The organism is Rhizobium sp. FG113, from assembly GCF_057809895.1.
Genome location: NZ_JBMDKV010000015.1, coordinates 139,426 through 164,242 on the forward strand (window position 1 = coordinate 139,426; position 24,817 = coordinate 164,242).

General features: G+C 61.3%; 27 protein-coding genes and 1 tRNA gene. 12 read left to right on the forward strand and 16 right to left on the reverse strand.

All coding sequences use genetic code 11. From position 1 onward, the window contains the following. Window positions 1–69: 69 nt before the first annotated feature. Both secD and ACODTZ_RS26865 read left to right on the forward strand, forming a co-directional pair. Window positions 70–2,610, forward strand: a complete 2,541-nt coding sequence (gene secD, locus ACODTZ_RS26860) for a protein translocase subunit SecD (protein WP_489029392.1) — start codon at window positions 70–72, stop codon at window positions 2,608–2,610. A 108-nt stretch (window positions 2,611–2,718) separates the two neighbouring features. Then, complete coding sequence (locus ACODTZ_RS26865; RefSeq protein WP_489029394.1) at window positions 2,719–3,414, forward strand: sensor histidine kinase; 696 nt, start codon at window positions 2,719–2,721, stop codon at window positions 3,412–3,414. A gap of 7 nt (window positions 3,415–3,421) precedes the next feature. On the opposite strand, the gene ACODTZ_RS26870 is transcribed toward ACODTZ_RS26865, so the two are convergent. The 3 genes from ACODTZ_RS26870 to ACODTZ_RS26880 form a co-directional block, all read right to left on the reverse strand. Continuing rightward, the gene (locus ACODTZ_RS26870) at window positions 3,422–3,859 is read right to left on the reverse strand and encodes a response regulator (RefSeq protein WP_489029431.1); all 438 of its coding nucleotides are present in this window, start codon (window positions 3,857–3,859) and stop codon (window positions 3,422–3,424) included. A gap of 14 nt (window positions 3,860–3,873) precedes the next feature. Continuing rightward, complete coding sequence (locus ACODTZ_RS26875; protein ID WP_489029396.1) at window positions 3,874–4,578, reverse strand: response regulator transcription factor; 705 nt, start codon at window positions 4,576–4,578, stop codon at window positions 3,874–3,876. Between the two features lie 393 nt (window positions 4,579–4,971). After that, a complete protein-coding gene (locus tag ACODTZ_RS26880; protein ID WP_489029398.1) occupies window positions 4,972–5,346 on the reverse strand; it encodes a response regulator in 375 nt (124 codons plus the stop codon). A gap of 256 nt (window positions 5,347–5,602) precedes the next feature. Between ACODTZ_RS26880 and ACODTZ_RS26885 the strand changes: the two genes are divergently transcribed. The 7 genes from ACODTZ_RS26885 (at window position 5,603) to ACODTZ_RS26915 (ending at window position 15,419) form a co-directional block, all read left to right on the forward strand. Then, entirely contained in the window at window positions 5,603–7,657 is a 2,055-nt protein-coding gene (locus ACODTZ_RS26885) for a sensor histidine kinase (RefSeq protein WP_489029433.1), read from the forward strand. Continuing rightward, window positions 7,644–8,069: a response regulator gene (locus ACODTZ_RS26890; protein ID WP_209232698.1), complete on the forward strand. Its 426-nt coding sequence runs from the start codon at window positions 7,644–7,646 to the stop codon at window positions 8,067–8,069. Before ACODTZ_RS26885 ends, ACODTZ_RS26890 begins: the two co-directional genes overlap by 14 nt. A gap of 2 nt (window positions 8,070–8,071) precedes the next feature. Continuing rightward, window positions 8,072–9,685: a response regulator gene (locus tag ACODTZ_RS26895; protein WP_209232697.1), complete on the forward strand. Its 1,614-nt coding sequence runs from the start codon at window positions 8,072–8,074 to the stop codon at window positions 9,683–9,685. A gap of 62 nt (window positions 9,686–9,747) precedes the next feature. Continuing rightward, a complete protein-coding gene (locus ACODTZ_RS26900; RefSeq protein ID WP_489029400.1) occupies window positions 9,748–11,307 on the forward strand; it encodes a VOC family protein in 1,560 nt (519 codons plus the stop codon). A 574-nt stretch (window positions 11,308–11,881) separates the two neighbouring features. Beyond that, the gene (locus tag ACODTZ_RS26905; protein ID WP_489029402.1) at window positions 11,882–12,799 is read left to right on the forward strand and encodes a glycosyltransferase family 2 protein; all 918 of its coding nucleotides are present in this window, start codon (window positions 11,882–11,884) and stop codon (window positions 12,797–12,799) included. A gap of 55 nt (window positions 12,800–12,854) precedes the next feature. Then, window positions 12,855–14,345 carry a lipopolysaccharide biosynthesis protein gene (locus ACODTZ_RS26910; protein ID WP_489029404.1) on the forward strand — a complete coding sequence of 497 codons (1,491 nt, stop codon included), beginning with the start codon at window positions 12,855–12,857 and terminating at the stop codon, window positions 14,343–14,345. Window positions 14,346–14,396: 51 nt separating this feature from the next. After that, window positions 14,397–15,419, forward strand: a complete 1,023-nt coding sequence (locus ACODTZ_RS26915) for a polysaccharide pyruvyl transferase family protein (protein ID WP_047507341.1) — start codon at window positions 14,397–14,399, stop codon at window positions 15,417–15,419. A 5-nt stretch (window positions 15,420–15,424) separates the two neighbouring features. On the opposite strand, the gene ACODTZ_RS26920 is transcribed toward ACODTZ_RS26915, so the two are convergent. After that, on the reverse strand, window positions 15,425–16,318 hold the full coding sequence (locus ACODTZ_RS26920) for a DMT family transporter (RefSeq protein ID WP_489029406.1): 894 nt from the start codon (window positions 16,316–16,318) through the stop codon (window positions 15,425–15,427). A gap of 154 nt (window positions 16,319–16,472) precedes the next feature. Further along, complete coding sequence (locus ACODTZ_RS26925; protein WP_018898387.1) at window positions 16,473–16,901, reverse strand: OsmC family protein; 429 nt, start codon at window positions 16,899–16,901, stop codon at window positions 16,473–16,475. Window positions 16,902–17,172: 271 nt separating this feature from the next. On the opposite strand from ACODTZ_RS26925, the gene ACODTZ_RS26930 reads away from it, so the two are divergent. Then, complete coding sequence (locus ACODTZ_RS26930) at window positions 17,173–17,379, forward strand: hypothetical protein (protein WP_047507335.1); 207 nt, start codon at window positions 17,173–17,175, stop codon at window positions 17,377–17,379. A 57-nt stretch (window positions 17,380–17,436) separates the two neighbouring features. Here the strand turns inward: ACODTZ_RS26930 and ACODTZ_RS26935 are convergent, their stop codons facing one another. Next, window positions 17,437–17,841: a heme-copper oxidase family protein gene (locus ACODTZ_RS26935; protein ID WP_111561686.1), complete on the reverse strand. Its 405-nt coding sequence runs from the start codon at window positions 17,839–17,841 to the stop codon at window positions 17,437–17,439. Window positions 17,842–18,070: 229 nt separating this feature from the next. Between ACODTZ_RS26935 and ACODTZ_RS26940 the strand changes: the two genes are divergently transcribed. After that, complete coding sequence (locus tag ACODTZ_RS26940) at window positions 18,071–18,319, forward strand: hypothetical protein (RefSeq protein ID WP_018898384.1); 249 nt, start codon at window positions 18,071–18,073, stop codon at window positions 18,317–18,319. Between the two features lie 37 nt (window positions 18,320–18,356). On the opposite strand, the gene ACODTZ_RS26945 is transcribed toward ACODTZ_RS26940, so the two are convergent. After that, the gene (locus ACODTZ_RS26945; protein WP_026282982.1) at window positions 18,357–18,590 is read right to left on the reverse strand and encodes a hypothetical protein; all 234 of its coding nucleotides are present in this window, start codon (window positions 18,588–18,590) and stop codon (window positions 18,357–18,359) included. Between the two features lie 155 nt (window positions 18,591–18,745). After that, the gene (locus ACODTZ_RS26950) at window positions 18,746–19,015 is read right to left on the reverse strand and encodes a hypothetical protein (protein ID WP_047507331.1); all 270 of its coding nucleotides are present in this window, start codon (window positions 19,013–19,015) and stop codon (window positions 18,746–18,748) included. Between the two features lie 330 nt (window positions 19,016–19,345). On the opposite strand from ACODTZ_RS26950, the gene ACODTZ_RS26955 reads away from it, so the two are divergent. Continuing rightward, window positions 19,346–20,326, forward strand: a complete 981-nt coding sequence (locus ACODTZ_RS26955) for a flagellin N-terminal helical domain-containing protein (protein WP_112979836.1) — start codon at window positions 19,346–19,348, stop codon at window positions 20,324–20,326. A 119-nt stretch (window positions 20,327–20,445) separates the two neighbouring features. Here the strand turns inward: ACODTZ_RS26955 and ACODTZ_RS26960 are convergent. The 8 genes from ACODTZ_RS26960 to ACODTZ_RS26995 form a co-directional block, all read right to left on the reverse strand. Then, a tRNA-Phe gene (locus ACODTZ_RS26960) sits at window positions 20,446–20,521 on the reverse strand. A gap of 181 nt (window positions 20,522–20,702) precedes the next feature. Then, complete coding sequence (gene yacG / locus ACODTZ_RS26965; RefSeq protein WP_489029410.1) at window positions 20,703–20,912, reverse strand: DNA gyrase inhibitor YacG; 210 nt, start codon at window positions 20,910–20,912, stop codon at window positions 20,703–20,705. 32 nt (window positions 20,913–20,944) lie between these two features. Further along, window positions 20,945–21,565, reverse strand: a complete 621-nt coding sequence (locus ACODTZ_RS26970) for a Maf-like protein (protein ID WP_018898379.1) — start codon at window positions 21,563–21,565, stop codon at window positions 20,945–20,947. A gap of 56 nt (window positions 21,566–21,621) precedes the next feature. Next, complete coding sequence (infA, locus tag ACODTZ_RS26975) at window positions 21,622–21,840, reverse strand: translation initiation factor IF-1 (protein ID WP_003545338.1); 219 nt, start codon at window positions 21,838–21,840, stop codon at window positions 21,622–21,624. 130 nt (window positions 21,841–21,970) lie between these two features. Beyond that, window positions 21,971–22,447: an arsenate-mycothiol transferase ArsC gene (locus ACODTZ_RS26980; protein ID WP_489029413.1), complete on the reverse strand. Its 477-nt coding sequence runs from the start codon at window positions 22,445–22,447 to the stop codon at window positions 21,971–21,973. A gap of 5 nt (window positions 22,448–22,452) precedes the next feature. Then, window positions 22,453–22,926, reverse strand: a complete 474-nt coding sequence (locus tag ACODTZ_RS26985; protein ID WP_018898377.1) for a UPF0262 family protein — start codon at window positions 22,924–22,926, stop codon at window positions 22,453–22,455. Between the two features lie 3 nt (window positions 22,927–22,929). Then, window positions 22,930–24,228 (reverse strand): histidinol dehydrogenase, encoded by a 1,299-nt coding sequence (gene hisD / locus ACODTZ_RS26990; protein WP_413397024.1) that lies wholly within the window; start codon window positions 24,226–24,228, stop codon window positions 22,930–22,932. A 38-nt stretch (window positions 24,229–24,266) separates the two neighbouring features. Then, window positions 24,267–24,704: a DUF2948 family protein gene (locus ACODTZ_RS26995; protein WP_489029416.1), complete on the reverse strand. Its 438-nt coding sequence runs from the start codon at window positions 24,702–24,704 to the stop codon at window positions 24,267–24,269. Window positions 24,705–24,817: the final 113 nt, after the last annotated feature.

A 24,817-nucleotide genomic window follows, 5' to 3' on the forward strand; every position in this document is an offset into this window, starting at 1 on the left:
ATTGCATTTACGACACGCCTGCCTGCGCCTGAAGCGCAGGTTCCAGCGTTATCAAGGATAGACAACACAATGCGCACCTCACCATGGCTGGTGGCCACCTATACGGTGATCATTCTCCTCGGCATTCTGATCGCACTGCCGAATGCCCTGCCGCAATCCACATTGCAGCGCCTTCCCTCGTGGCTCCCGCACCAGCAGGTCTCGCTCGGTCTCGACCTTCGCGGCGGCTCGCACCTCGTTCTCGAAGTCGATGAAGCCGACCTGACGCGCGAGCGTCTGCAGTCGCTTCTGCAGGACGCGCGCCGCGTGCTGCGCGAAAAGAACATCCAGCCGAAGTCGGTGGTTCGTAACCAGAACCAGATCGTCGTGACGCTGAACGACCCGGCACAGACCGACGAAGCCGTCACGCAGCTGCGCACGCTCGGCAACACGATCGCAACAGGCATTTCCGCCGGCCAGTCGGACCTTTCGGTCACGACCAGCGGCGGCAACATCATCGTTGCCTTCTCGGCCGCCGGTATCTCCAGCAACGTCGACAGCGCCGTCCAGCAGAGCCTTGAAGTCATTCGCCAGCGCGTCGACCAGGTCGGCGTCGCCGAACCGACGATCCAGCGCATTGGCGGCAACCGCGTTCTCGTGCAGCTTCCGGGCGCGCAGGATCCGACCCGTCTTCGCCAGCTTCTCGGCTCGACCGCCAAGATGTCCTTCCACATGCTCGCGCCGAACAATGCTCCCGGCCCCGGCGTGACGATGCTGAAGGATGACGAGGGCAACACCTATCCGGTTCTCGACCGTGTCGAAATCTCCGGTGACCGTCTTTCTGACGCCCGCGTCAGCTTCGACCAGAGCCAGCAGCCTGTCGTCAGCTTCCGCTTCGACAGCGCCGGCGCGACCCGCTTCGCCGACATCACCCGCCAGAACGTCGGCAATCCCTTCGCCATCGTTCTCGACGACAAGGTGCTGAGCGCGCCTGTTATCCGCGAGCCGATCACCGGTGGTTCCGGCCAGATCTCGGGCAACTTCTCGACCGATACGGCCAACACGCTTGCCGCCATGCTGCGCGCCGGCGCCCTGCCCGCCAAGCTCACCGTCATCGAAGAACGCACGGTTGGTGCCGACCTCGGTGCCGATGCGATCCAGATGGGCATCTATTCCGGTCTCGTCGGTTTCGTCCTCGTCGCGGCCTTCATCTTCCTGCTCTACGGAACCTGGGGCATTCTCGCCAACGTCGCCCTGCTCATCCACACGATCCTGACCTTCTCGGCACTGACGCTTGTCGGCGCCACGCTGACACTGCCCGGCATCGCCGGCGTCGTGCTCGGCATTGGCCTTGCGGTTGACGCCAACGTTCTGATCAACGAGCGCATCCGTGAAGAAACCCGCAAGGGCAAAGGCTCGTTCGCGGCCATCGACACCGGCTTCCGCCGCGCCTACTCGACCATCATCGACGGCAACATGACGGCGCTGATCGCCGCCGCAATCCTGTTCTGGTTCGGCACCGGCCCGGTTCGCGGCTTCGCCGTCACCATGGCGCTCGGCCTGATCATCTCGATGTTCACCTCGGTCGCGTTCGTTCGCGTTTCGATGATCGAGATCACCCGCCGCTTCAAGCTGAAGACCATCAACATCAAGCCGCTGCTGCCGGTCTTCTACCCCTACGACAAGCACATCCAGTTCATGAAGGCGCGCTTCTTCGGCGTGACCGTCTCCGCGCTGCTGTCGGCCGCATCGGTCGTGCTCTTCGTCCATCCTGGCCTCAACTACGGCGTCGACTTCCGTGGTGGTATCCAGATGTCGGTGAAGACGCAGGAAGCAGCCGATCTCGCCAAGTTCCGCGAAGGCCTGAACAGCCTCGGCCTCGGCGAAGTCTCGCTGCAGTCCTATGGCGACAACAACACCATGGCCGTGCGTGCTCAGCGCCAGGACGGCGGTGAAGAGGCGCAGACGGCTGCCGTCACCAAGCTGAAGGACGAAATCGTCAAGATCGATCCGTCGGCAACCGTGACCGGCACCGATGTCATCGGCCCGAAGGTCAGCGGCGAGCTTGCATGGGCGGGTATCCTGTCCGTCGTGATCGCCAGCCTCGCGATGCTGCTCTACATCTGGTATCGCTTCGAATGGCCGTTCGCGGTCGGCGCCATCGTCACGCTCATTCTCGACGTGACCAAGTGCATCGGCTTCTTCGCGCTGACGGGGCTCGACTTCAACCTCACCGCCATCGCGGCGATCCTGACGCTGGTCGGCTATTCGGTGAACGACAAGGTCGTCGTCTACGACCGCATGCGTGAAAACATGCGCCTCTACAAGTCGATGCCGCTGCGCGAACTGATCGACAAGTCGATCAACGAGACGCTCGCCCGTAGCATCTACACCAACGTCACCGCCTTCCTCGCTTTGCTGCCGATGGCAATCTGGGGCGGCAGCGCGGTCGAAAGCTTCGCGATCCCGATGGTGTTCGGCATTCTCGTGGCCGCCGCATCGTCCGTGTTCATCGCGGCGCCGATCCTGCTCTTCCTCGGCGACTGGCGTACGCGCCACCGCGCCGCGGTTTCGAGCAACGACGACAAGGTCGACATCATTCCGCCGAGCTCGCGCAAGTCGGCAGGCTGATCCGGGTCGACCTTTTCAGGTTGTTTCGTGAAATTGATGCGGGCGCCGGTTGCAGAACCGGCGCCCGCTTTCTATTCTCCGCCTGGGCTTAAATCCGGCGGACGAGACATGTCACCATCGACGACAGAGACCGACGAAATGCGCATCAAGCGCTTTCTCGCCATTGCCTCGCACGACCTGCAATCGCCGCTCAGGCACATCGCCATGTATGCAGAGATCCTGATCGACGAGATCGGCGACAGGATCGATGCCGAGCACCTGGAATATCTAAGCACCATCCTTGCCAAGACCCAGGCCGCTCAGGAGCTGACGAAGGGACTGATCAGCTTCGCCTCCGGCGCGCCGAGGCTTGTGATCAGCGATGTCGATACCAAGCTGCTGGTGACGCAGATCTGGGCGGAACTACGCTTCGAGGTCGATGCGCCGAAGGCCACGATCGAGACAGGCGACATGCCTGGCATCCGGACCGATGCTGGGATTCTGGGGCTGGTGCTGAAGAACGTGATGGCGAACGGGCTGATGCACCGCGCTGATGCCGACGAGGCATGCCGCCTGACGGTCGAGGCGGAGCTCGATGCCACGCATTGGACGATCCACATCGCCGACAACGGCCCGGGCATCGCGCCGGAGCATCAGGAGAGCGTGTTCACCGCCTTCTGGAGCCTGCTGCCGGAGGGTGCCGCGAAAAGGCCGGGCCTGGGGTTGGCAGCGGCGCGGGAGCTGGTGACCGCGCTTGGCGGGACGATCTCGCTCACATCATCGGCGGAGACGGGAAGCCGGTTCACGATCCGACTGCCGGTTTGATGGCACGTCAGATGTTGTAATCGTCCTTCCAGACGTCGGGCATGTCATAGCGAACATATTCGCGGATGATGTGCTGCAGCGTCTCGACGTCGATCTCGTCCTTGCCGATACGAAAGTCGACGCCGTAATCCTGGAACTGCTGGAAGTAGCTGTCCGAGACATCCATCGATATGACGCCAATCGGGCCGGTGAAGCTCGCGGCGCGCAGCTTCGGCACGGTCTCGCGAAAATCGGCGTTCGGCAGCAGGCGGTTGTCGAGCAGGATCAGATCGAACCTGTCGCTATTTAGCTTTGCCAGCGCATCGCTGACCGATTGCGCGTAGTCCATCTCGACTTTCGGCTCTGTGAGTGCCGCGACGGTCTTCTTCAGGGAGCGGAATTCGATGAATTCGTCATCGACGAACAGGATCTTGACGGCCTCGCCGCGAACCGTCTCTGGTTTCACTTCAGCGTTTTCGGTCACGAAACAAGTCCCATGCGCAACGCCATGGCCACCATGTGCACGCGATTGACCGCGCCTAGTTTCCGCACCGACGCCGCGATGTGCGAATTGACGGTGTGCTCCGACAGGCCGAGGATGATGGCGATCTCCGCCGATGTCTTGCCTTCACTGGTCCAGCGAACCACTTCACTCTCCCGTTGGGTCAAACGGCCTGACATTTCGTTGACCAGGATTTCTTCGTAGAACTTGTCGAATATCCGCATCGTATCGAGCAGGATATCGGCGACTTCGCCCTGGTCCGGCTGCTGGCGCTTGCCGCTGAAGGCGACACAGTAGCGGCGCCCCTCAGGCGTGAAAAGCGGGATGAGCAGAAAGCTGTTTGTGTCGAACTCATTGAGGACGAGATCGGGCGGGTAGCCCTCCAGATTGTTGGCCCTGCCGCTCATGGGGGTCGCCAAGAACTGCGCGGCCTTTGACTTGATGAAGCCGAGCGCGCGGCCCATGGCGTAGACGAAGAAGCCGGTCTGGCGCTCGGCGACATTGGTGATGATGATATCGCGCGCGCCGAAGGGTTGCGACGCCTCGGAGATGCGGGCGAGCGCGAAGCTGTCGAAGGCATAGTGATGCGCGGCCGCCTTCAGAAGTCGAAAGAAATCCGTGCGGTTGATCGCCCGCCCCAATTCCGGGCCAGCGTGAAATGGAAGTGCCATCGCGCTACTCATTCCGCATTCCTGCTTCTTGGCTCCTACGTGCCTGTGGTTACCGGTTGAGCGGCATCCCCGAACTCTGGAGACACGCGCCAGACTGATACAGTTAATGACCGAGTGCGGAGTTTCGAGGGAAACCGCCGCGACGCGCCGATCACAAAATCGGCATGCGGCCTCTGTTTCCGCCTATTCCCATGCCGTCAGCGATGCGTTTCGCGCACCAGCGAGACGACAGACTTCGGTTACGGATTTTTCCAGGGTTGTTTCGTCAACAAAGTCAAACGGCTCTCCCCAGCATCGTCTCACACTGCTTCATGCGTATAGTGTGAAATGTAGCCAAAGTCGTGTCAATGAGACTTGCAACCATTGCGTCATAAATACCTAAGAAAGTCGATTGTCTTTGATAGACTATTGCCCGGGGCCCACGAGTGCACTGAGGTCGATCGGTTTTTCGACGTATAGATCCGCCCCGCAGGCCAAGGCCCGCTCGCAATCCGCCGTCGCGTCCGACCCCGAGCAGATAGCGATTCGCATCGAGACGAAGCGTTGATCGGCGCGCAGGCGCGTGACGAGGCCGATGCCGCTATCGACGGGCATATAGAGATCGACGATCACGAGCGCCGGCAGCGCCAGACCTTCGGCGGCGGATAAGCACAGCGCCTCAAAGGCGGCATCGGCGGTCTGGAAGCATGAAAGAGCGATGTCGGGGCGTTCCTTGCGGCAGACATACTGCGTGTAGAATAGGTCGTCGCGGCTGTCATCCACGTAAAATACCGCCGGCATTACCACCCTCCCGTGCTCGCGCCGGCGCCCCGTTCGACCGCAGGGCACAGCATCCGTATCGGGCATATTGCCGGTCGGCGCCGAAGCCGCAACTATCGCGGCAGATGTATATTGAATAATTTTCAATTCTGGAAATAGTAACCGCCGGACGGGAGAGCAACGCGTGGTGAAGCCGATCATTGGTCGAAGGACGAGTGCCCCCTGGCGCCAGGAACGACACCGTTTGACCACGATCGTGCTCGGCGTGCTGCTGCTCATGCTGGGCGCCGTGATCCTTTTCGCCTGGGTGCGGCAGATCGAGCCTCTTCTTTTCCTGATACCGGATTCGCCTGCGATGGCGATCAACACGGCGATATGCTTCTGCCTCACCGGGATCGCGCTCGTCATCTCGGTCTATACCGGCGCCAATGCGCGCCTTGCCGCTTTCCTGCTGTTTTCGCTCGCCGCCGCGATGAGCGGGGTGCGGCTGATCGAGCTGACATTCGTCGGACGCCAACCGCAGATCATGGAGCGCTTTCTGGCCGGCATTTTCGTCGATCCGGCATTCTTCGGCCGCGTCGGCGGCGGCATGGCGCTGATCACCGCCGTGGTCATGTTCTTCTCCAACCTCGCTCTGGCGCTCACCCCGCCGGACCAGAAGGGCAAGGCGCGGCTGTTCGAGGAGCTTGTCGGCTATGTGGTGATCGGCCTCGGCATCGCGGCGCTGGCCGGATACGCGATGCATACCGAGCACATCTATCGCTGGGGATCGAACATCGGCATGGCGGTGCATACCGCCGCCGGCGTGACACTGCTCGGCTCGGCGATGCTGGTGCGATCCTGGTGGCTGCAGCCGGATCATCATGGCGGCATGCCCGTCTGGCTGCCCGGCGCGCTGTGCTTCATCGGGCTGATGATCGATCTCTATACCCCGCTCGGGGTGGTGAACGGCATGATCTATGTGCCGCTGATCCTGACCTCGCTGTGGTTCAACAGCCGCACGGCGCCCTTCAACCTGGCCTTCGTCTGCTCGATCCTGATCCTGCTCGGCTTTCTCGCCGTCGACCGGCATGGCGAAGGCTATGGCTACGAGGCGACGAACCGCGCCATCACCGTCGGCATGCTCTGGCTGGTGGCGACCTTCGTGTTCTTCTTCCAGCGCAAGAGCGACAGCCTGGATGCCGAGCGCATCCGCTTCGACACGGTGACCCGCAATACGCCGAACGCGATCGTCGCCATGGACCCGCAGGGCAAGATTTCGCTGTTCAATCCGGCAGCCGAGGAGATGTTTGGCCGGACATCGAAGGAGGCGATCGGAGAGAGCGTCCATATACTGCTGCCGGAGACCTTTCATGCGGGGCTAGACGACTATTTCCGGCGATCGCTGCTCTTGAGCGAGGAGGGCGGGACCGGGACGACGGGCACCATCTCCGGCATCCGGCGCAATGGCGAGACGTTCCCGCTCGATGTGTCGCTCAGCGCCTTCCGGACCGGGACAACCGTTACCTTCGTCGCCATTTTGCGCGACATCAGCCTGCGGGTGCAGCAGGAGGAACAGCTGCGGACAATGTTCCGCCAGCTTCAGGCTTACACGGCCGATCTGGAGCGCAGCAATTCCGATCTCGACGAGTTCGCCTATATCGCCTCGCATGACCTGAAGGAACCGCTGCGCGGGATGCACAACCATTCCCGCTTTCTGCTTGAGGACTACGAGACGGTGCTCGACGAGGACGGCGTGCGTCGCATCAACCGCATCGTCCGGCTCAGCCAGCGCATGGAGAAGCTGGTCAACGACCTGCTCTATTTCTCGCGCATCGGGCGGCAGCAGCTGGCGGTGAAGCGCACCGATGTCCATGCCATCGTCAAGGACGTGGTCTCGACCATGGAGCTTTATCTGGAAGAGCGGCGGGCGAAGGTGCTGGTCGAGGGCCAGCTTCCTGACGTCGTCTGCGATTCGCTGCGGCTGACGGAGGTCTACCGCAACCTGATCACCAATGCCGTGAAATACAACGACAAGCCCGAGCCGGTCGTGACCGTCGGCCACGTCGCCGAGCTTTTGGGCGAAGACGGGCGGCGGACGAGCGACGTCTATTTCGTGCGTGACAACGGCAAGGGCATTCCCCGCGAGTTTCACGAGGATATCTTCCGCATCTTCAAGCGTCTGGAAAAGACGCAGGAATCGGACGACGGCACCGGCGCCGGGCTGACCTTCGTGCGCAAGATCATCGGCCGTCACGAGGGCGACGTCTGGCTGGAGTCAGAGGTTGGCCAGGGCACGACTTTCTATTTTACATTGGGTCACAAGCGCGAGGGGCAGCATGCAGCACCGTGAAACACAGCCGATCCTGATCGTCGAGGACAGCGAGGACGATTACGAAGCAACCATCCGCGCCTTCAAGCGCGCCAAGCTCAAAAACCCGGTGCAATGGGCGCCATCGGGCCAGCAGGCGCTGGATCTGCTGGCGACGATGGAAACACGGCCGGGCCTCATCCTGCTCGACCTCAACATGCCGGGGCTCGATGGCCGCAAGACGCTGGAGGCGATCAAGTCCAACCCGGCCTGGCGGAAAATCCCGGTGGTGATCCTGACCACGTCGGACGACGAGCGCGACATCGAGGGCTGCTACGCGCTCGGCGCCAACACCTATGTCCAGAAGCCCGTCGATCTCGACGGTCTGTTCGCGGCCATCCAGCGGTTGAAGGAATACTGGTTCGAGATCGCCATATTGCCTCTGGAGGGGTGAGCATGGCCGAGGGCAGCGCGGTACTTGTTATCGACGACAATATCGACGACCGCGAGGTTTACCGGCGGATGTTGGCGCGCGCGCCGGGCGCGAACTATGTGGTCTACGAGGCTGAAAACGGCGACGAGGGCATAGCGCTCAACGCGCAGAAGCGGCCGGATTGCGTGTTGCTCGACTACTCGCTGCCGGGCCGCGACGGCGTCGGTGTGCTCGAGGAGATATTGAAGCTCGACCCCTCCGCCAACGTGATCATGCTGACTGGCCAGGGAAGCGAGACGATCGCCGTCGAAGTGATGAAGGGCGGCGCGCGGGATTATCTCACCAAGGACACGCTTTCGCCGGAGACGCTGCACCGCTGCATCCAGAGCGCCATCATGCATGGCGATCTCGCGGCCAAGCTGGAGCAGAAGCAGCAATCACTCGAGATTTTCACCCGCGCCATGGCCCACGACCTGAAGGAGCCGCTGCGGACGATCAAGTCGTTCAGCAGGCTGCTGCAGGCATCGCCCTCGCTCGCGCATGACGATCACGACCTGCTCGGCTACGTGCTCAGCGCGGCCGACCACATGGAGGAGCTGATCGTCAAGGTGTCGGGCTTCTCGAAGCTCGAGGCCTCCGGCGATCTCGAGGCCAAGCCGGTCTCGCTGTCGGCGATCGTCGACCAGGTGGAGCGCAATCTGCGCGAACAGATCAGCAGCCGTGGCGCCGAGATCGAGCGTAGCTCCTTGCCCCAGGTGATGGGCGACGGGACGCTTCTGGTGCAGATGCTGCAGAACATCATCTCCAACGCCATCAAATATTGCGAGGCCGGGGTGCCGCGCGTGCGCATCTCGGCACAAGGCGAAGGCACGCTCTGCCGGATCGCCGTCAGCGACAACGGGCCCGGCATCGCGCGCGATCATCGCGAACTGATCTTCCAGCCATTCAAGCGGCTGGTCGGGCGCGGCATCGAGGGGACGGGGCTCGGGCTGGCGATCTGCCGGCGGATCGCGCAGCTGCATGGCGGCGCCATCTGGTGCGAGGATGCCGATGGCGGCGGCACGACCTTCATCATGGAGCTGCCGCTGGCCTTGAGTGAGGCGGACAGGGCGCCCAAGGGGGCGGCAAGCCCACGGCAAGAGGAGCAGCGCACGGATAAGATCGGCCGGGTGGCCGAGGTGCTTCTGGTCGAAGACAGCCCGGCAGATGTGCAGCTTTTGAAGATCAAGCTGATGAGGCGTGAGAAGGTGACGTTCAACCTGCATCTCGCTTCGAACGGCCTTGAGGCGATGCGGTTTCTTCAGGAGCGGGCAACCGGTGGTCACGATCCTTTGATCGACCTCATCCTGCTCGATATCAACATGCCGATCATGGATGGGTTCGAGGTTCTGGAGGCGCTTTCACGCGACGCGCGGCTGAGGACGATACCGGCCTTCATCCTAAGCACATCAAGCGATGAGGACGACATGGAGCGCGCCAAAACGCTTGGCGCGCGGGCCTACATGATCAAGCCGCCGACGCGGCAGCAGCTGGAACTTGCGCTGCAGGATGTTCAGACTTTGGATTTGCAGCCTTGCGGAGATGCCCTAATTCTTTATGGAGAGCAAACAAGGCACCAAGCAAACGCAACGATATGACTGTTATCCTCACCTTCATCTCCGCGCTCCTTCTGTACCCAATGCAATCCGGGCTCCCCTCTATGGCTTCAGGCATACACCACATCACGCTGCTGACCCGAAAGGTGCAGGCGAACGTCGACTTCTACGCCGGCTTTCTCGGCATGCGGCTGGTCAAGCAGACCGCCGGCTTCGAAGACGCGACGCAGCTGCACCTCTTCTATGGTGACGCGGAAGCCACGCCCGGCTCGCTCGTGACATTCCTTGTCTGGGAAGATGGCGCTCCTGGCCGCGCCGGGTTCGGGCAACTCAGCGAACTGGCGCTGGCGATCGACCCTTCCAGCATCGGCTACTGGCTGACGCGGGCGATGAGCTTCGGCGTCCGCACGGAAGGTCCGGCCGACGAATTCGGCGAGCCGGTGCTGCGCTTGAAGGATCCCGACAACATCATCGTCAAGCTTGCCGGCACGCCGGCGCTGAAATCGCCTGCTCCCTGGCATGGCGCCGGCATTCCGGTCGAGCACGCCGTGCAGCGGGTGCGCGGAACGACGATGCTCACCGAAGAGCCGGAAAAGAGCCGCGCCTTCGTCGAGAGCCACTTCGGTTATCGCTTCCAGGAGAACCGCGGCAATATCGACCGGCTGGTTTCGCAGTCCGGTGATATCGTCGACATCAGGAACGCCAAGGGATTCTGGTCGAGCGCATCGGGGACCGGCACGTTCGACCATGTGGCGTTCCGCGCAGAGGACGACGCGGCGCTGTCGAAGGTTCATGATGCGCTGAAGAGCGAGGGTGCAAGCGCGTCGGATATCAACGTGCACGACCGCAAGTATTTCCGCTCGCTCTATGTGCGCGAGCCGGGTGGCACGCTGATCGAGCTTGCGACCGACAAGCCGGGCATGACGGTGGACGAGCCGGCGGCGACGCTGGGCGAAAAGCTGTTCGTGCCCAAGGACCCGATCACCGATCTCAAGGACCTGAAGGTGGTTCTGCCGCAGTTCTCGATGCCGGGCGAGCCCCGGATCAATTATCGCGAGCTACCCTTCGTGCACCGCTTCTATACGCCGCCTAACCCCGACGGCACCGTTCTTGTGCTGCTGCACGGCTCGGGTGGCAACGAGACGACGCTGATGCCGCTGCTGCACAAGGTGGCGCCGCGCGCGACGCTGCTCGGCGTGCGCGGACGCGCGACAGAGGAAGGCATTCCGCGCTGGTACAAGCGCATCACGCCGTTCTCCTTCGACCAGCAGGACATCAAGAACGAGGCTGAGGCCTTCGCCGCCTTCATCGACGGCGCGGTGAAATCCTATGGGCTCGATCCGAAGAAGCTCGTCTATGTCGGCTATTCCAACGGCGCCAACCTTCTGAACTCGCTGCTCTACCTGCACCCGAACCTGGTTCACAAAGCGGTTCTGCTGCGCTCCATGCCTGTGCTCAGCGAATTTCCGCATGCGGACCTGAAAGGCACCGATCTGCTTGTCATCAGCGGCAAGACGGACGCCTATGGGAAATATGCAAGCGACCTCGAAACACGGCTGAAGACCTCGGGCGCAACGGTCGATTCGACCGTCATTCCGACGGGGCACCTGCTCGGCGATGACGATGTTCCGGTCATTCAGAAGTGGCTGACGCACGAGGAATAGCGCGTCAGCGGGTTGGCCAGCGGAGCTTCATCCACTGTCGGCAGGACACACCCGCTGGTCGTATTCTGTAATTTCTACTCGGACCCGTCGCATTCTTCCAAGTTATGCGGCGGGTTTTTCTCTGGCAAAAATGTCCGATCCGGCCGGTCTTCTTCGTCGATATTGGTCCGACGAGAACAGCTGTCTTTTACCTCTCAGCCATTTCGCCGGTGCGAAGAAGCGCAATGCGGCCATGAGAAAACGGCGAAAGCAACGTTATTGCACTTCTATATATTTTTATATTCACAATGCTTAAATCTGGTCTATTTCGACAATAATCATAATCAATCAAACAGAATTACGACTTCGTGAATATTAAATAAACACGAATTATTACAATTACTTTTCTTCACTCCAGAAATAATATCGCATTAATATCACCCTTCTGCGATTAATAATATACCAGCAAGAAATCACCACATTGTTTTGGTTTTTCAGCAAACTGTATTGGTTTGCTGCAACGCAAAATGTTTCTTGCCGAGGTTGGGGGAGCGCCCTACCCTTCCCCCGACATCGACTGCAGAAGGGAACCCGAATGCCTCCTCAGCCCGTGGACATCAGCCTGATCATCTCGTCGAGAAATCGGGCTTATGGACTGACGAACTGCCTGGATGCCGTATCGAATGCTGCGCGCCAGACCAGCGATCTGAGCCTGGAACTCGTCTTCGTCGACAATGGTTCCACCGACAACACGTCCGCGATCGTCAGCGAATGGGCAAAGACGGCGCCGATCAGCACCAATCTCGTTTACGAAGCGAAGCCCGGTCTTTCGGTTGCGCGCAATAGCGGGCTGGCTGCCGCCAAGGGTCGGATCATCGCTTTCACGGATGATGATTGTGAAGTGTTTGCCGATTACTTCACGGTGATTGCCGCACTCTTTGCCGCCGACACCGACATCGTCATGCGGGGCGGTCGTATCGAGCTTGGCGACGCGCGCGATCTGCCTGTCACGATCAAGCCCGAGCTGGAGCCTGCCGTGCTGACGAGCGAGCTGCATGCCGGCGGGTTCATCCATGGCGCCAACATGGCGTTTCCACGCGCGCTGATCGACAAGGTCGGTCTGTTCGACACGCGCTTTGGCGCCGGCTCGCCCTTCCGCTCCGGCGAGGATACCGATTACGTGCACCGCGCCTTCAATTCCGGCATCCGCGTCGAATACATTCCGGATTTCGCGGTGAAGCACTTCCACGGGCGCCGGGAACTCGGCGACGTGAAGAAGCTGCAGAGCGGCTATGCCTTCGGCAACGGCGCGCTCTACGCCAAATACCTCTTCGACCGTCGCTCGAACATGCGCGGCATGCTGCGCTGGGACATTCGCCAGGCAGTGCTGGAGGCAATGGGCCGCCGCAAGCTCAGCGATGAGCTAGGGCTGACCTATCGCAGCCAGCTCAGAGACAATTTCACCGGCATGGTCGCCTATTGGCGCGGCCAGAAGACGGGCCGGGCCGCTTGAGCGGTCCCGAGCCCCTGAAGCATCGCGCCTCAGCGCCCAATCGATTGGATACTGAATGACAGATACGGCAATTGGCCACGCCGAGCTGAAGAAGAAGACCGCGCTTTCCGTCCTCTGGTCGGTCATCCGCGTGGCGTGGAGCACGGTTGCGACCTTCGTGATCTTCGTCATTCTCGCCCGCATTCTCGGACCCGGCGACTTCGGCACCTTCGCGCTCGCGAGCCTCTTCGTCGAGATCGGCAGAGTGCTTGCCTATGCCGGCCTCGGTGACGCGGTGACGCGCCAGCTCGATCTCGACGAGGAACTGGCCGATACCGCCTTCTGGGCGACGATTGCCTTCAGCGCCATCGTCGCCGCTGTCGTCTTCGTCTTCGCACCCTATTACGGCGATCTGGTCCGCGATCCGAAAGTTGCCGAGATCCTGCGCTGGCTGGCGCCGCTGCTGCCGGTGTCGTCGCTCGCGGTCATCCACAATGCGCGGCTGGCACGCGAATTCGGCCACAAGAACCTCGCGGCCCAGGCGATCGCCGCCAGCCTGCTTTCCGGCATCACCGCCGTCGCCTGCGCCTTCATGGGCTGGGGCGTGTGGGCGCTGGTCGCCCAGACCGCCGTCAACGCCGTGGTCACAGTGCTGCTCGGCTGGGTCGCCTATCCCTGGATGCCGAAGTTCCGCTTCAACGTTCCGCTGTTCCGCTCGATCTTCCTGTTCAGCATCAGCCTTGTCGTCACGCAGCTGATGTGGATGCTGCTCGCCCGCGTGCAGGACATCTTCATTTCGCGCTGGTACGGCCCGGTCGAAGTCGGCCGTTACCGCATTGCCTGGCGGCTGATCGAGCTGATCGGACAGGCCGTGCTGGCGCCGATCGGCAGTGTGGCGTTGGTGACGCTGTCGCGACTGCAGAACGACCGCGTCGCATTCCGCAATGCCTACAACAAGATCGTCGGCGCCGCCGCACTCGGCACCATTCCGCTGCTGCTCGGCTTCGGCGCTCTGTCCAACGACATGATCGCCATGCTGTTCGGCGACAAGTGGGGCAATGCCGGCGATATCGCCACGGTTCTCGTGCTGATGGCCGTGCCCTTCGTGATGAACTTCTTCGCCTCGTCGGCGCTCTCCGCCGTCAACCGCGCGGAATCGATCCTCTCGGTGGCTGCCCTGCAGCTCGCCGCCACGCTGGTGCTCACCTGGCTGCTCGTGCCCTACGGTGTGGTTGCCGTTGCGGCCGGCTATACGCTGCGCGCCTGGCTGACGCTGCCCTACCAGCAGTACGTGCTGGCGCGTTTCGCCAGCATCGATGCGATGAGCACGCTGAAGGCCGTGGCGCTGCCGCTCTGCGGTTCGCTGCTGATGGCAGCCGGTGTCTGGCTCGCTCATCCTGTCATCGTCGAGCATGTCCAGAACCGCTGGCTGTCGCTCGGCCTCAGCATCGGCCTCGGCGCGGTGATCTACCTCGCCTTCCTGCCGATCTTCGGCCGGTCGGTCATCCGCCCCTACATCGCGCTTGCAATGTCGCTCAATCCGTTTCGCAAACACGCGCAGGCCTGAGGCCTCGCGCATCACTTTCGGACCTCTTGTCCCTAAAACAAGGAGCCTTCAATGGAATCTAACCTGACGATCATCAACCGCCTGCAGGGCGTGATCGAGAAGAACCTGTCTGACGTTTTCGACCCGTCGGAGCGTTATGCGCTGCTCGACTTTCCAAACCACTACAATATCGGCGACAGCGCGATCTGGCTGGGCGAGCTTGCATATTTCGACAAGAAGCGCTCGCGCCCGTCCTATGTGACCGAAATCCCGACTTTCGACGAGGATCGCATGCTCGGCGCCATTGGCGACGGCCGGATCTTCCTGCACGGCGGCGGCAATTTTGGTGACATCTGGGCCGGCTACCGCCAGTTCCGTGAAAACATGCTGGAGCGGCACAAAGGACGGCCGATCGTGCAGCTGCCGCAGACCATCCATTTCAAGGATCAGGCCAACGTCGACAGCACGGCGCGCGCGATCGAGAAACACGGCCAGTTCACGCTGCTCGTGCGCGACAAGAAGAGCCTTGCCTTTGCGCAGCGCTGGTTCCAGTGCGAGACGCGCCTGTGCCCCGACATGGCCTTCTGCATCGGCCCGGTCGCAAAGCCGGTGCCGCAGCATGAGCTGCTCTTGAACCTGCGCGAAGACCAGGAGGTCGGCACGCCACAGGACCTGACGGCGGCGACGCAGCGTCCGGGCACGGTGAAGTCGGATTGGCCGGATGAGCCCGCCGATTTCCAGAAGCAGACCAAGCATGCGGCCATCCTGAAGGGGCTGCTCTCAGGCAAGATCGGCGGCCGCGCCCGCATGACGGAACTCGCCTACCGCGAGCGCGCGCAGCAGCGCTTCGACCGCGGCGTGGCACTCCTGGGTTCGGCACGGCAGGTGATCACCGACCGCATGCACGGCCACATCATGTGCGTGCTGATCGGCGCTGACCATTGCGTGCTCGACAACAGCTACGGCAAGACCAGCAGCTTCATCGAAGCCTGGAACACCTGCAACACGGAGAAGGCGGAACTGGCGGCGACCGTCGACGAGGCGCTTGATATTCTCGACGCGAGACGCATGCAGAAGCAGGCCGCTGTCGCCTAAGGCAGTTACCCTCGCCGGGCGATCATGATCCCGGCGAGGACCACAAGACCACCGATCGCCTGCATTGGGCCGATCGGCTCGCTGAGCAGGATCCATGCGAGGATGGCGGCCACGACCGGCTGCAGGAGCAGCGTCAGCGACGAGAAGGCGGCCGGCAGATAGGCCAGCGCATAGGTGATCGCCACCTGCCCGCTGGCGTGGCTGATGAAGGCGAGACCGAAGACCATGGCCCAGCCATAAGCGGTGGTCGGCAAGAGATGACCTTCCACGAAGAAGCCGAACGGAAAAAGACAGACGGCGGCCGACGCCGTGCTCCAGAGCATGATGCGAACCGTATCGAAGCGCGTGCGCAACCTGCCGATGGCGAGGATGTATAGCGCGTAGGCGACTGCAGCGAGAACGGCGCCGCCATCGCCGCGCAGATCGCCCTGACCGAGTGCGGCCGGACCGCCCTTGAGAACAACGACACCGGCGATCGCCAGCACCAGCCCGACCACGAATACGCGCGTGACGGCAGCGCCCATGAAGAGCACGCCGATGATGGTGACGAAGACCGGCGCGAGGTTGGCAAGCAGCGTCGCATTGGCGACGGATGTGATCGTGATCGACAGGTGCCAGGTGATGAGGTCGACAGCGAGAATGACGCCGGGAAGGATGAGCATGCCGCGATCCGCCCAGGTCTCGGGCTTCGGACCGGTCGCGCCACCCTTGATGAGCGAGAAGATGTAGATCGGGAAGAAAGCCAGCGCCACGCGCCAAAAGCCTGTTGCCATCGGCCCCACTTCCGACAGTCGCACGAAAATCGGCGAGCCGCCGATCGCGGCGCCACCAAGGATTAGCGCGGCAAGCGCGAAACGTTGCGAGGGAGCGGACTGCGGGAGAGCGGAGACTTGCGACATGGCGTACCGTGCTTGCGGCGTCGGGTGCGATCGAGTGGCGCCATCATGCACCGCAAGTAGCAGAAGCAGCGGCCTCAGAATAGCCCGGGAACGACAGGCGCGGTCGATATCGTCGCCGGCGCGGCTCGCGCTACGCCGGCGCCAGCGGAAATGGTCAGCCGGAGATGACCGTCGAGAATTCCGGATTGCCGCGGATCGTGTTGCTCACGGTGCAGATCTCGTCTTCGGCGGCGTGGGCGATCTTCTGACGGGTCTCTTCGTCGATGTCGCCCTTGATGGAGAAGACGATGTTGAAGGTCTTGACCCGCGACAGGCCTTCGGTGGCCTTCTCGCCGGTGACGTCGGCCTTGAGCTCGGTGATGCGATCGAGAACGCCGAGCTGGCTCGCCGCCATGCGGGCGCTCAAGACCAGGCAGGCTGAGAGGGAGGAATAGAGAAGGTCCAGCGGGTTGAAACCCGGCTGTGACGGGCTGGTGACGATATCGATCTCGCCGCCGGTGGCGGAGGTGACATGCGGGAAGCCGGTGCGGCCGAGAACGGCGCTGGCGCCAACGGGACGAGTGCGAACCTTTAGGTCTGCCATGAGTTATTCCTCGGAGATGATTCGTGCCTGTAGATAGGAGCTTCGATTGGCGGGCGCAACGCGCTTTTCGCCGCTGATGCAATCGCAATCCACAAAGGCACCACGCGCTGCAACCAAGGAAGGAAATCGGCATGAAATACCGATTCGGGACACCTTGAGAGGCAAAAGGTCAAGCTGAGTTAGACATCCCCATTTCTAGGGATAGCCCGGCATCCGCCTCGCAATGCAATATGATGTCGCACTAAAACAGAAATGACTATCGGAGTGATCCATGCGAGAACTTGAGACAGTTGCTGTTGCACCCAACGTCGTCTTCGAAAGCGCGCCGTTCGGTTACGTCCGCAAGGTCTATGTCGATGATGAAGCCTGTTGGGGCCTGTTCGACCAGGATGGCGATGTGATCTTCGTCGGCGATGCGCCGATCGACTGCCATTCCTATGCAGCCAAGGAGCATATCCGCGTTCAGGTCGTGCACTGATCCTGCTTCCACGGCGCCCGTCCCCAAGAACGAGCGCCGCAGGGCAGTTGGAAGACTTCAGCGATAGGACGGCGTTGATGGCGTCATGGCCACCTGTTCGCCGGAGAAGATGACGAAGGCGAACAACAGGACGCCGATGAATGTGATGATCGAGGCGATTGCCACGACGGGTTCCATCGCCATGTTGCCGAGCAACATCAGATAGAGGCTCGGAACCATGAGCGTGACGCCCGCGGTATAGATGCCGTACTGGATCATCGCGATGCGACGTTCGGCCTTTCGCGGATTGAGCGCGTAATAGCCTCCGAAGAGCGCCATCGTCACCCAACCCAAGAGATTACAGTGTGCATGAGCGCCGATCACGCTGTGATCCTGCGAGATTGCCATGTTCAGGCCCATTCCGATACCAAGGATCAGAAACAGAATGGCCGTCTTGAAATATAGATGCGAGATGCGTGGCATTTGAATCTCCCCTCTTTTCGGCAAGGGTAATATTACCACTGCAGAGGCGAGTTGAGAACGACGCCCTTATCAGTAGGTTGCGACATGCGCGGCGAGACAACTTGCGTCGTTTCTCAGAGAAATCGGATGTGTCACGAATTTCCGCCCAGATTGCCGGATATCGTCATGAATACTTCGTTAAAGCCTGTGGAATAGCATGGCGCGTGCGAATGAGTTGCGGAGAACCGAGATGCGGGAGATCTACAGGCCGTTTGTCACCAGTGACGATCCCGATCGGGATGTGCGCTGCCAGGACGCGATGCAATTCGCGTTCGAGGACCTGACGCGCGCCTGTGTCGCTTCCGGCTGGAGCGAGCGCGAAAGCATGGAGGCGATCATCAGCCTCGCGGAAGAGCGCCTGCGCGTGCTCGGCGCCAATGACGACGCCAAACAGCTTCTCGATGTTCTGAAAAAGATGATCCAGCAGCCGGCGGCCTGAGGGCTTTCGCCACATCCCCAGTTGTGGGGCCCAATTGTCAGGCGGATTTCGCCAACGGCACGTCGACGCTGTCGGCAAGGATCTGTGCCTGCGCGACCGACAGGTTATGCGACGCCATCAGGAGCAGGCAGAGCGCCACGGCGCGCGGCACATCCTGCTCTCCCGTCGCCCATAGGCGGCTGGTGATCTGATCGACTCCAAAGAGATTTTCCACTCCAGCAGTGGTCAATCCCAGGACCGCCAGAGCGGCTCTGTATTCCAAAGCTTTCATGTTTGCTGTTCCCGGCGCGCTTTATGCGCACTTATCTTTCGGAGTGGCCCACTTTAGTTTCGGTTTATTTTGAAGGGTCTCCGCAAGCGACGTTTTCCAGTCTGAAAACGACAGTCACAGCAGTGTCACGGTGTCAGAGTCTTTCTGGACAAACTCTAGTGAACCGACGGCTCGTCCGCATCATCGAGGAATGTGCGGATGCCGTCGCGCTCGACGGTGGCCAGAAACTCGTCGAAAGCATCGCGATCGGTCTCGAAGCCCTCTTCCCACTCGATCAGGTCGTCGTCTTGCGTCACGACTTCCATCTTCCAGTCGCCATTGGTGCCGGCGGGGCGGAAAATGTCGACCAGAACGGTCACGCCATCATCGGTAAACTCGCCAGCGAGTTCGGAATGCTCGAGCTTCGGTTCTTTCGTCTTGGCCATGTCACTCTCTGCTGGTCCTGCGGGATGGACCGCTGTAGCAGCCCTGTCGTTTGCCGCCAAATCAAAAAGATGGATTGCGCCGAGCGCAGCAACGATCGCCGCCGAGGGATGCGGCCTCACCGCGCCTGAGCCGTTTCTTTATCGTTGCTTGGCTTTTTACATGCCGCCCAGCGGACTGGAATCAATATCAGCGACGAGAAACTCGCTAAAATCCATTAGTGCCAATAGGCACTTTGTTAACCAGCGCAGCTATACTTTGGCACCCATAGGATGCGTAATATCACATCCAACAAATCAATATAAATCTAAAGTTACATTTCTGAGTTTCTCATGACGTCTATTGTCACGAATATATCCGCGAATAACGCGCTGCAGACGCTCCGTTCGATCAACTCGAACCTCGGCGAGACCCAGAAGCAAGTATCAACGGGACTGCGCGTCGGCAAAGCCGCCGACAACGCGGCATATTGGTCGATCGCCACGACGATGCGCTCGGACAACAAGTCCATTTCGGCGGTCCAAGACGCGCTGGGGCTGAGCGGCGCCATTCTCGACACGACCTACGAGGCAATTGCCTCCTCGATCGATGTGATGTCGGAGATGAAGGCGAAGCTGGTCACGGCTTTCGAAAATGGCGTCGACAAGACGAAGGTCAACGAAGAGATCACGCAGCTGAAGGGTCAGTTGACCACGACGCTCGGCGCGGCATCGTTCAACGGCCAGAACTGGCTCTCGTGGAACAGCGGCGTCGATTCCGCCGACAAGCAGATCGTCACCTCCTTCATTCGAAACAATGACGGCACCGTCAAGCTCGGCACGCTGAGCTACGCGATCAATACGCCGCCACCCCAGACCGACACCAACGTTCAATACTTCGTGGACAATGGCGGATCCGGCGAATACGGGATCCTGTCGACCGAAGCTTTCGCCATACAGGCGGGGTCGGCCAAGAACTACGTGGTCCTCAAGGGCGCCACGGCGCCGCCGACAGCGACCGACCTTGCGATCGACAACTCGACGACCTCGGCGGAACTCGATGACATGCTCTCGACGCTCGAAGGCATGACCAAGCAGATGACGAAGGTCGCCTCCGACATCGGCTCGCTCAGCCGGACCGTGGATCAGCAGAGTGATTTCGCCTCGAAGCTCAGCGATTCGATCGACAGCGGCATTGGCCGCCTCGTGGACGCCGATATGGAAGAACAATCCTCCAGGCTGTCAGCGCTGCAGACACAGCAGCAGCTAGCCATTCAGTCACTCTCGATCGCCAACTCCTCGCCGCGCAACATCCTCAGCTTGTTCCAAGGCTAAAAAGCCACGCCGCAGCCCGTTTGAACTTACAACGGCACTCGCTCACACGCGGGTGTCGTTCGACGCATTTTGCACGTCTGGCATGGGCTGAGGCAGAGACTGATCGAGGAAAAAAAGAGTGGTGCCCAGACGCGGATTTGAACCACGGACACGCGGATTTTCAATCCGCTGCTCTACCAACTGAGCTATCTGGGCATTCCTGCTTCGGCGCATCTCTCGTTTCCGAGAGCTGTAGGGGCTTGGTTTTCCCCGGAAGCGAGCGGGGTTATAACATCTTGTTCGGCCATGGCAAGCGCCAAATGAGAGTTTTTTGACAGACCTGTGAATTTTCCGAATTATCGAACAAATTGAACGGCTTCCCGAGTGGGAAACACCATCAGTTCTCGTCGGGGTACTCGGCCTTCGTCTCATCCTCGGCAACGGAAATGGCGTAGGAGCCGGTCAGCCAGCGCGAAAGATCGACTTCGCGGCAACGGTTCGAGCAGAATGGATAGTGCTCGCGCTGCGAGGGTGTGCCGCACTCCGGGCACGGGTGCGCCTTGCGCAGCGGTTCGATCTTGGCGCTCTGTCTGGTTTCATCGGGCATGGTCATTCCTTCGGGTTTTCGGCCCGCCGGCTTCAAGCCTCGGGCCACCGGCTGTGGACGTCGAAGCCCTCGCCGGTCAGAAGCAAAATGGTCTCGTACAGCGGCAGGCCGACGACGTTGGTGTAGGAGCCGACCATCTTCTGCACGAAGGTGCCGGCCAGCCCCTGGATGCCATAGGCACCCGCCTTGCCACGCCACTGGCCTGAGGCCAGGTAGTTTTCGACCTCGAAACCGGACAAACGCTTGAAGCGCACCTTGGTTTCCACGATCTTCTGGCGGATCTTGCGGTCGGGCGTCACCAGGCAGACGCCGGTGTAGACCCAATGGCTGCGGCCGGAGAGCAAATAAAGCGAGGCCGAGGCCTCGTCGGCGAACTCGGCCTTGCCGAGAATGCGGCGACCGACGGCGACGACGGTGTCGGCGGCCAGGATGTAGCTGCCCTTCCAGGTCATGTCGCCCTTGATGGCGGCCAGAGCCGCCTCGGCCTTTTCCGTCGACAGGCGACGCGCCAGCGAGCGCGGGTGCTCCGACTTCTTCGGCGTCTCGTCGATATCCATCGGCATCAGGCGCGAGGGTTCGATCCCTGCCTGGTTGAGCAGGTCAACGCGGCGGGGGGAACCCGAAGCCAGAATGAGCTTGTATTTGAGCGCCATGGAACCTCGACTACCGGGCAGACGGAAGCGAAAGCCTTAGGGCTTTCGGATCAAGCTTACTTGAAGCGGTAGGTGATACGGCCCTTGGTCAGGTCGTATGGCGTCATTTCCACAAGGACCTTGTCGCCAGCGAGAACGCGGATACGGTTCTTGCGCATGCGGCCAGCGGTGTGGGCGATGATCTCGTGCTCGTTTTCGAGCTTCACGCGGAACGTCGCATTCGGCAAAAGTTCGGTGACGATACCCGGGAACTCGAGGACTTCTTCTTTAGGCATATAGGTGTTTTCTTCCTGTCGGTTGAGATGGCGGCATTGGCCAAGCTTGGGGCCGCCTCAAAATTTGGGCGGAAACTACACAATCAACGGGGGTTTGTGAACCAAATTGATCGCGTTTCCTTTATTTGTTTCATGCGGACTGCGCGGCGATACCACTTCGGTCTAATAGACGGTTCTCGATAAGCTCGGTGAGGTGATTGCGCACCTCGCGATAGCTCTCCAGAATCTGCTCCCGTGTGCCTTGTACGACAGTCGGGTCCATGGTCGGCCAGTAGACCACCTCGACGGCGCTCGCGCGCGTCAGTTCCAGCGCTGCGTGGTGGGCTTGCGGCGAGAGCGTGATGATCACGTCGAAATAATCGTCTTCCAGATCTTCCAGCGTGTGCGGCAGATGCCGACCGAGCGACAGGCCGATTTCATCAAGCACCACATCGACGAAGGGATCGCGTTCGCCGGCACGAACGCCGGCAGACCTTATATAGGTATTTGATGGCAGCAAACTACGGGCAATCGCCTCGGCGATCGGCGAGCGGATGGCATTCATCCCACACATGAACAAAATCGCGCCCGGCCTGATGCTTGCGCTTGTCGGTTCGAGCTCGCTCATCCCGGTCATCCGCGCCAGTAGAGAACGCAGACCAGCGTGAACAGGCGACGCGCGGTGTCGAAATCCACCTCGATCTTGCCGTCCAGCCGGTTCTGCAGCGTCTGCGAACCTTCGTTGTGGATACCGCGCCGCCCCATGTCGATCGCCTCGATGCGGCTTGGAGAGGCGGAACGGATCGCCTCGTAATAGCTCTCGCAGATCATGAAGTAATCCTTCACGATGCGGCGGAACGGGGTGAGCGAGAGGATGTGGGTGGCGACAGCCTCGCCGCCTTCCGTTGTGATGGCAAAGACCAGCTTGGTATCGACAAGCGAGATGTTCAGCCGGTACGGGCCGCCGGCGTGGCCGACGGGCGTAAATGTGTTTTCCTCGATGAGATCGAAGATGGCGACGGCGCGCTCGTGTTCGACATCGGGCGTCGATCGGCCGATGGTGTCGTCCAGGACGACGTCGCAAAGCCGGAAGTCGCCCGCAGCCATCGCTTACCGTTCCAGGTTGAGGCGGATCGCAACCGACCGCGCATGGGCGTCGAGGCCTTCGGATACTGCAAGCGCGATAGCAGCCGGACCCAGCGTGCGCAGTTGTTCAGAACCGAGGCGCAGGATCGAGGTGCGCTTGACGAAATCGAGAACCGAGAGGCCGGACGAGAAGCGCGCGGAGCGGGCCGTGGGCAGCACGTGGTTGGAGCCGCCGACATAATCGCCGATCACCTCGGGCGTATGCGCGCCGATGAAGATGGCGCCGGCATTGCGGATCTTGTCGACCAGCGCATCCGGATCGGCGACGGCGATCTCCAGATGCTCGGCGGCGATGCGGTTTGCGAGCGGAATGGCGTCGCTGATCTCCTTGACCAGAATGACGGCACCGAAATCACGCCAGCTGGCGGCGGCCGTCTCGGCGCGGTTCAGCGTCTTCAGCTGGCGCTCGACTGCCGCCTCGACCGCCTTGCCGAAGGCCGCGTCGTCGGTGATCAGGATCGATTGCGCGCTGACATCATGCTCTGCCTGGGCGAGAAGATCGGCTGCGATCCAATCCGGATTATTGTCCTTGTCGGCGATGACGAGGACTTCAGAGGGGCCGGCGATCATGTCGATGCCGACAGTGCCGAAGACGTGGCGCTTGGCGGCAGCGACATAGGCGTTGCCGGGACCGGTGATCTTGTCGACCGGCGCGATGCTATCGGTGCCATAGGCGAGCGCCGCCACGGCCTGGGCGCCGCCGATGCGATAGATCTCGGTGACGCCGGCAAGCTTGGCAGCGGCGAGCACGGCGGGGTTGACCTGGCCGCCCGTTGCAGGAACGACGATGACGACGCGATCGACCCCGGCGACCTTGGCCGGAATGGCGTTCATCAGCACCGAGCTCGGATAGCTCGCCGTGCCGCCGGGAACATAAAGGCCGACTGCCTCGATCGCCGTCCAGCGCGAGCCGAGCGTCACGCCCATCGCGTCTTCGTAGATATCGTCCTTGGGCAGCTGGCGGGCGTGGTGGGATTCGATGCGGACGGCGGCGACCTTGAGCGCGCCCAGCACTTCGGCGGGCACGGCCTCGACAGCCGCGTCGATTTCCGCCTCGGTGACGCGCATCGGTGTCTCGGCGAAATCGATGCCCTCGAACTTCCGCGAATATTCGGCGAGCGCCGCATCGCCACGGGCGCGCACGTCATCGATGATGGCGCGAACGGTGGTGTTCACGTCCTCGGACATTTCGCGCTTGGTCGTCAAGAACGCCGCGAAACGCTGCCCGAAATCGTCCGATGCCTGATCCAACCAGATTGCCACGCGTCAATTCCTCTCGGTATGCTTCGATAAATGCGTATTCAGGCGCCGGGATGGCGCGGCTTGGAAGCGGTTTCCCATGCGCCGCCGATATCCGCAAGCTGAACCTCGACGCACTCGACATCGAGCGCAATGGTGGCGCCGGCGGCCAGATCGATCTGGATGGTGCCCTCGGGCCCCTCGCCTTTCTGCTCGAAGCGGATGGCGAGCAGCGACAGGACGTCCTCGCGGTTCTTCTGATTGATGCCGACGGAGCGGACGGCCAGTACGCGCTTGAAGACGATGGCGGCGCGGCGGCGCTCGAAGCCCTTGCGCTTGGCACCGGCTTCTTCCCAGACGAAACGGTTGGCGGCGATGGAGAACTGCTGGTCGCGCGGCGACCAGGAAAGATCGGCGACCTTGAAGACACTATCCTGCGTATGCGCGGAGACGACGGCAAGGTCTTCGCTATCCAGCGCAACAAGCTTCAGGTCGGTCATTCAGGCAGCACCCCTTTGTCTCCGATATCGCCGGGATGGCGATATCCGGCGCCGCGGAATGGCGGTGCCGTAGGACAAGGGACATAAGGCGCCAAGGCCCGTTGCGCAACGGG